We start from the raw sequence: 232 nt of genomic DNA on the forward strand, positions 1-232 counted from the left end.
TTTGCTCCCAGAAACTGCCAGTGCACAAACTGTCGCGGGTACGCCTTCCTCATCTTGTGCAACCACTCGTCGCTACGCCGTTTATGCCGTCGTAGCGTTTTGTACTTGCACCGGGCCCAGCGTGCGAGCTTGCGGTCCAGATACCGACCGAGCCCCTGCATGGCCGTCCGATAGAAAGCCCCGTAATAGTTCCACCAACCACGTATCGTGGGATTGCATTGATCGGCCAGTT

At 57.3% G+C, this 232-nt stretch carries 1 protein-coding gene; it reads right to left on the bottom strand.

Translation table 11 applies throughout. The annotated features are described in order from the left end of the window. A partial coding sequence (locus BN2475_RS36410) for a group II intron maturase-specific domain-containing protein (protein WP_342744672.1) occupies positions 1 to 230 on the bottom strand: 230 nt, incomplete at its 3' end. Between the last annotated feature and the right edge of the window lie 2 nt (positions 231 to 232).

It is taken from the genome of Paraburkholderia ribeironis, assembly GCF_900019265.1.
In the GTDB taxonomy this organism is placed as follows: Bacteria; Pseudomonadota; Gammaproteobacteria; order Burkholderiales; family Burkholderiaceae; genus Paraburkholderia; species Paraburkholderia ribeironis.